Below are 5987 nucleotides of genomic sequence, written 5' to 3' on the forward strand. Positions count from 1 at the left end.
ATTAACTGTATTGCCATAAATCAATGAGATAATCCTCCCATTTAGATTAGAAATTCTTTTTCATCATAGATGGTGGCTGCGCGAATGCGGAGCCATGGTGGTTTCTTATCTTACGAAAAAATAAGGATCTTTCCTTAAGTCAGATTCCATATTGTCAAAGGTTAGGTTAAACAGCCGTCCTGTGTCATGGGGGTAACGTATGGAACATCGCAATGAGAAAACAAAAAAACTGAAACGGCCGCTTATATTGGCATCAGTCATGCTTGGTATGTTTCTGGCGGCAATTGAAGCAACAATTGTCGCGACTGCCATGCCGAGTATTGTTGCCGACCTTGGTGGTTTTTCACTCTACAGCTGGGTGTTTTCGGCATATTTACTGACAAATGCTGCAACGGTATTAATCTTTGGTAAACTAGCTGATATATTTGGAAGGAAACCAATATTTATTACGGGAGTTACTCTTTTTTTAATTGGGTCAAGTCTTTCCGGTTTTAGTAGTTCGATGATCATGCTGATTATTGCCAGATTCATTCAGGGCTTTGGTGCTGGTGCGTTGATGCCGATTGCAACAACGATTGTCGGGGACATCTACAACAGACAGGAACGTGCCAAAATACAAGGTTACTTATCAAGCGTCTGGGGAATTTCTGCTGTAACTGGTCCGCTCTTAGGCGGCTTTTTTGTTGATATATTAAGCTGGCGGTATGTGTTTTGGATGAACATTCCGCTTGGGCTCCTGTCCATGCTGGGCATCATCTTCTTTTTACATGAAGATATTGAAAAACAAAAACGGTCCATTGATTATGCCGGATCGTTTTGGATTGTGCTGGCCGTCAGTTCTTTCATGTTTATATTAGTTGAAGGCGGTATTAGTATAGCGTGGAATTCCATGCTGATGTACGGGTTAATTTGTGTTTCAGCATTCGGCTTTTTCCTATTTTTCTATCAGGAGCGGCAGGCAGCCGATCCGATGATGCCGTTTACTATTTGGAAATACCGTATTATAACTACCGCTAATGTAACATCACTAACAACCGGAATGATTATGATTGGAGTATCCAGTTATTTACCAGCCTTTGTTCAAGGGGTAATGGGTCAATCAGCAACTGTAGCGGGATTTACCTTAACAACGATGTCAATTGGCTGGCCAATCGCTTCCACAATAGCAGGAAAACTTTTATTGATCATCGGGTATCGAAACACATCATTAATCGGTGGGACTTCTCTAATTATTGGAGGTGTTTTCTTCTTTCTATTAACTCCAGAGCTGGGTCCTTTTTGGGCTGGAATGGGCTCATTTTTTATTGGTATCGGCATGGGGCTAACCAATACTTCCTTCATTGTCGGGATTCAAAGTGCAGTTGGCTGGAAAATGCGCGGAATCGCAACGGCAGCCAATATGTTTATGCGATCGCTTGGCAGTGCGCTGGGCGCCGCATTATTGGGCGGTTTGCTAAATGGGCAAATAAAGGCATACATTGAGCAGAAAGGTTTATCTGGCAAAATTTCTGTTGATACAGCAAATAACTTGCTTGATCCCAATCGTAACGCCTCGTTGTCTGCCGGAATAAGAAAAGTGTTACAGGAGGGGTTAACGACAGGTCTCCATCTTGTTTATACCGGTTTACTAATTCTGGCTATCTTGAGTCTATTAATCATCTTTTTTATGCCGAAGAAGGCGGAAGAGGAATAGTTGATTGTTGCGGATTGTTGCTGTGTCTGCTAAAGTAAATGCAATATCATATTACGGATGTTCAAAAGCGACAGCTATACGGACATGATTAGGAGGAATTAAACGAATGAAAATGATGGATGCGAACGAGATTATTAATTTTATTTCGAACAGTAAAAAGTCTACACCAGTAAAAGTGTACATAAAGGGACTAGAACTTGATACATTAGATTATCCAGAATCCATTCAGGCATTTGCTGAAAAACAAAGTGGTGTTCTATTCGGTGAATGGAGCGAAATTCAACCGTTTTTAATCAGCAATGAAGATTCTATTACTGATTTTGTTGTAGAAAATGATCGCCGTAATTCCGCCATTCCGCTGCTTGATTTAAAAGGGATAAATGCAAGAATTGAGCCTGGTGCAGTTATTCGTGATCAAGTGACTATTGGGGATGGTGCCGTAATTATGATGGGTTCCATGATCAATATTGGTTCTGTTGTTGGGGAAGGCACGATGATTGATATGAATGCTGTATTGGGAGGACGTGCAACAGTTGGTAAAAACTGTCACATTGGTGCGGGTACTGTATTAGCTGGAGTTATTGAGCCACCATCAGCAAAACCTGTAGTTATTGAGGACGATGTAGTTATTGGTGCGAATGTCGTTGTGCTGGAAGGTGTAACCGTTGGAAGAGGTGCGATTATTGCGGCTGGTGCGGTCGTAACGAAGGATGTCGCACCAAATACACTTGTGGCTGGAACACCCGCGAAAGTTTTAAAAGAAATAGATGAAAATACAAAATCGAAAACAGAAATCAAACAAGAACTTCGTAAATTAGAAAATTAAAGTGGGGATTCAAGATGAATTTAGCTGCTTTAAAAGAGATTAGACGGACATTACATCAAATTCCTGAGTTAGGTTTTCAAGAGGTGAAAACCGGGGCATTTTTATTGGACAAAATAAAGGAAATGCAAACAGACAGTGTTGAAATAAAAACATGGCGGACAGGTATATTGGTACGGGTGACCGGGAAAAAACCGGAAAAAACGATTGGATTCCGCGCAGATATTGATGGCCTGCCTATTGCAGAGGAAACAGGCTTTAGTTTTGCCTCCGTACATCAGGGAAAAATGCATGCATGCGGCCATGACTTTCACATGACAATTGCCTTAGGAGCGCTGAAGCAGCTTATTGAAAATCCGATTGATGACCATGTATTATTTATTTTTCAACCTGCAGAGGAGGGGCCTGGTGGCGCACTGCCATTACTCCGATCTTCTGAGTTTTTGGAGTGGAAACCGAATTGTCTTTTTGCTTTGCACATTGCCCCCGAACTTCCGGTAGGTACAGTTTCAAGCAGGCCGGGTCTATTATTCGCGAATACGAGTGAATTATTTCTTGATTTTAAAGGGGTTGGCGGTCATGCAGCCTACCCTCATTTGACAAAGGATATGACGGTTGCCGCCAGTAACTTTGTAATTCAGCTTCAGCAAATCGTTGCTCGTGGAATTGATCCGCTGGAAAGTGCTGTTGTCACAATCGGTAAAATGGAAAGTGGGGTTGTCCAAAACGCGATTGCCGAAACAGCACGGCTGGAAGGAACGATTCGGACATTGCATGCAGCAACCATCGCTGTTATTAAACAAAAAATTGCAATGATGGCAAAAGGATTCGAGATCAGTCATGATTGTTCAATTGCAATTGATTACGGATCGAATTACTATCAGGTTTATAATCAGGAAAAATATGTAAACCTTTTCCAGGATGCACTGCGAGACAGCAGCATAACATATAAGGAAGCGAGCCCCGCCATGACTGGGGAAGACTTTGGTTATATGCTGAAAGAAATTCCTGGTTTTATGTTTTGGCTTGGTGTCGATTCCCCGCATGGTCTGCACAGTGCCCAGCTAAAACCGGACGAGGCGGCATTAGAAACAGGAGTACAAGCAGTAACCAGAACTATTCGTCACCTTTCATAACATACTGCTCTTACTTCCGACTTCTGACCTCTGACATCTGTTTTGCATAGCTTTCTTCTTTTGGGAAAAACTACGAGAGAATATTTTTTCCATGTAGAGGAGGAAAGTAGCTATGGCGCGTATTGGTGTTGAACAGTCATTGACGGATGTTAAAGAAGCACTAATGGAAAAGGGACACGAGGTAGTAGACTTAAAAACAAATGACGATGTTGCCTACTGTGACTGCTGTGTGATTACCGGGCAGGATGAAAATATGATGGGAATGTCGACTACCAGTATCGCAGGACCGGTTATCGATGCCCGTGGATATAATGCAGAGGATATATGTCAGCTGGTCGAGCAAAAATTAAATTATGAGGCATAAAGATAACACCCAGCTCAAGGTTCCCCCGAGTTGGGTGTTCATCATTTACGCCTTTTTCTCAATAACAATTTGCTGTGGAAATGGTGCTTGTAAATTTGCTTAGTCAAATGCTTCTAAAGACGATGTTCCAAAAGTACTTTTGTTTTAGCCTGCTTTAATATAGACAAGCATGGATTGCTCTTCTCGATTTAATTCTCAATTAGTGGACATTATTCATTTGCAATGTTATGGTAATAGTTGTGAAAAATAGTAAAGGATCGTCCTTCATGTGTAGAAAATGTGCGGATTGTTAGGGTTAGATTGGATAACAATTGGATAGAATGGTAACATGTTGTGTCGATTGTATGACAAATAATTGTCTATTTTAGATCAATTATTAGGTGATATTGACTTGAAATAATTGATTATCTATAATGTGAATGAGGATCAACTAACTAACATAATGGAGGGATTACATATGGCAGAAAGAATGGTAGGAAAACAAGCACCACGCTTTGAAATGGAAGCAGTAATGCCAAATAAAGAATTCGGAAAAGTGAACTTGGAAGAAATTATGAAAGAAGATAAATGGACAGTTCTTTTCTTCTATCCAATGGACTTTACATTCGTATGTCCGACAGAAATTACCGCAATGTCTGATCGTTATGATGAGTTTGAGGACCTTGATGCAGAGGTAATTGGTGTATCAACCGATACGATTCATACACATAAAGCATGGATCAATACATCCCGTGAAGATAATGGGTTAGGCGAACTGCAATATCCGTTAGCAGCAGACCATAATCATGCTGTTTCGAAAGACTATGGTGTGCTGATCGAAGAGGAAGGTGTTGCATTACGCGGATTATTCATCATTAATCCAGAAGGCGAATTGCAATATCAAACGGTTTTCCATAACAACATTGGCCGTGATGTTGATGAAACATTGCGTGTTTTACAAGCGCTGCAAACTGGCGGTTTATGCCCGGCTAACTGGAAACCAGGCCAAGAAACGCTATAAGAGGATGTTCAAAAAGTCACCAATTGATAAGCGGCTAATCTTCGTTACCTTATTCTAATTTGGTAGGCTTTTGAACGCGCATATAGGATTTTTTAACATATAAATAGTAAATGGGAGCCGCCCCTTTAAATAAGATATGTCTTTCTTTGGGTTGGCTTCTTTTTACTTAGGAAGTTGAGTAAGTGAACGGAGGAGGAAGCAAAATGAAATTAAGAGACCAAATGCCAGAACTCAAGGGTGCAACGGAATGGTTTAATAGTAAACCGATCCAAAAAAGTGATCTGATTGGCAACAGACCTACTTTAATTCATTTTTGGTCAGTAAGCTGCGGGCTTTGCAAGGAAGCAATGCCAAATGTAAATGAATTTAGAGATGAGTATAAGGATGATCTGAATGTCATTGCGGTTCATATGCCGCGCTCGGAAAAAGATTTGGATCTTGGGCAAATTAAGGAAATTGCCGACGAGCATGACATAACACAACCAATATTTGTGGACAATGAACATAAGCTAACCGATGCATTCGATAATAAATACGTACCTGCCTACTATGTGTTTGATGAGGAAGGGAAGTTAAGACACTTTCAAGCTGGCGGTGGTGGCATGAAAATGCTGCGCAAACGGGTTAACCGTGTATTGGGAATAACAGAGAAGAAGTAAGAATATGTTATTTTGATATAAGAACTGTATCATTTTTTAATGGTATGGTTTTTTTGTAATCCGGACGAGTTTGATCACTCATAAGCTTAATGAGTGCCTTTTTTCTTGAAATTCGAACGATCTTGGTCACTCATAAGCTTGATGAGTGCCTTTTTTCTTGAAATTCGAACGAGTTTGGTCACTCATAAGCTTGATGAGTGCCTTTTTTCTTGAAATTCGAACGAGTTTGGTCACTCATAAGCTTGATGAGTGCCTTTTCTCTTGAAATCCGAACGAGTTTGGTCACTCATAAGCTTGATGAGTGCCTTTTTT

At 40.7% G+C, this 5987-nt stretch carries 6 protein-coding genes; all 6 read left to right on the forward strand.

The genetic code is table 11. The features are described 5' to 3' along the window. Positions 1–199 precede the first annotated feature (199 nt). The 6 genes from IEX12_RS20180 (at position 200) to IEX12_RS20205 (ending at position 5675) form a co-directional block, all read left to right on the forward strand. Positions 200–1693, forward strand: a complete 1494-nt coding sequence (locus IEX12_RS20180; protein WP_088050013.1) for an MDR family MFS transporter — start codon at positions 200–202, stop codon at positions 1691–1693. Positions 1694–1799: 106 nt separating this feature from the next. Next, entirely contained in the window at positions 1800–2519 is a 720-nt protein-coding gene (dapD, locus tag IEX12_RS20185) for a 2,3,4,5-tetrahydropyridine-2,6-dicarboxylate N-acetyltransferase (protein ID WP_088050014.1), read from the forward strand. A gap of 14 nt (positions 2520–2533) precedes the next feature. After that, positions 2534–3652: an N-acetyldiaminopimelate deacetylase gene (locus IEX12_RS20190; RefSeq protein ID WP_088050015.1), complete on the forward strand. Its 1119-nt coding sequence runs from the start codon at positions 2534–2536 to the stop codon at positions 3650–3652. Between the two features lie 112 nt (positions 3653–3764). Beyond that, on the forward strand, positions 3765–4016 hold the full coding sequence (locus tag IEX12_RS20195) for a YkuS family protein (RefSeq protein ID WP_088050016.1): 252 nt from the start codon (positions 3765–3767) through the stop codon (positions 4014–4016). 457 nt (positions 4017–4473) lie between these two features. Next, positions 4474–5016: a peroxiredoxin gene (locus tag IEX12_RS20200; protein ID WP_088050017.1), complete on the forward strand. Its 543-nt coding sequence runs from the start codon at positions 4474–4476 to the stop codon at positions 5014–5016. 203 nt (positions 5017–5219) lie between these two features. Then, on the forward strand, positions 5220–5675 hold the full coding sequence (locus IEX12_RS20205; RefSeq protein ID WP_088050018.1) for a TlpA family protein disulfide reductase: 456 nt from the start codon (positions 5220–5222) through the stop codon (positions 5673–5675). The last annotated feature ends 312 nt before the right edge of the window (positions 5676–5987 follow it).

It is taken from the genome of Lentibacillus populi, assembly GCA_014642895.1.
GTDB classification, from domain to species: domain Bacteria; phylum Bacillota; class Bacilli; order Bacillales; family Amphibacillaceae; genus Lentibacillus_C; species Lentibacillus_C populi.

What these genes read in the sequence shown, in the direction of transcription:
- IEX12_RS20195 (WP_088050016.1), top strand. Translation starts at nt 3,765, where the DNA reads ATGGCGCGTATTGGTGTTGAACAGTCATTGACGGATGTTAAAGAAGCA.
- IEX12_RS20190 (WP_088050015.1), top strand. Translation starts at nt 2,534, where the DNA reads ATGAATTTAGCTGCTTTAAAAGAGATTAGACGGACATTACATCAAATT.
- IEX12_RS20200 (WP_088050017.1), top strand. Translation starts at nt 4,474, where the DNA reads ATGGCAGAAAGAATGGTAGGAAAACAAGCACCACGCTTTGAAATGGAA.
- IEX12_RS20205 (WP_088050018.1), top strand. Translation starts at nt 5,220, where the DNA reads ATGAAATTAAGAGACCAAATGCCAGAACTCAAGGGTGCAACGGAATGG.
- IEX12_RS20180 (WP_088050013.1), top strand. Translation starts at nt 200, where the DNA reads ATGGAACATCGCAATGAGAAAACAAAAAAACTGAAACGGCCGCTTATA.
- dapD (WP_088050014.1), top strand. Translation starts at nt 1,800, where the DNA reads ATGAAAATGATGGATGCGAACGAGATTATTAATTTTATTTCGAACAGT.